General features: G+C 70.2%; 1 protein-coding gene. It reads right to left on the bottom strand.

The features are described 5' to 3' along the window. On the bottom strand, nucleotides 1–376 hold a 376-nt coding region (locus tag EN850_RS34175), incomplete at both ends, for a YceI family protein (protein WP_210238028.1).

Here is a 376-nt window from a genome sequence, read left to right as displayed (position 1 = left end):
CCTGGATGTCGCCACCCTGCTCCACGGTCTCCGGCCAGTAGGGCAGCGAGTCGAACTCGACCACCGGATGGCGCCCGGCATCGAAGAACTCCTCGCCGCGCATCCAGCCGGTATAGCGCGCCTTGCCGGGGATCTCCACCGAGCGGGTGAACATCTTCAGGTGCACCTGGTGGCGGCCGTCGGACAGGATCTCGATGCGTCCCTCGAAGTGCGGGAACACGCCTTCGATGCGCTGGCCGAAGCGGGTCCGCACTTCGAAACCGATCCGCGAGCGCTGGGTATCCAGGCGCAATGGCCGGGGCGCTTCGGACGACACCGCCGGCAACGGAGTCGGCGGGGGCGCCGCGGCCCAGGCCGGGCCGAGCGCCAGCAACGC

It is taken from the genome of Mesorhizobium sp. M8A.F.Ca.ET.207.01.1.1 (genome assembly GCF_004794715.1).
Taxonomy (GTDB): domain Bacteria; phylum Pseudomonadota; class Alphaproteobacteria; order Rhizobiales; family Rhizobiaceae; genus Mesorhizobium.
Note: the sequence above shows the minus strand (reverse complement) of the source record. Positions and strands in the feature narration are given on the sequence as shown.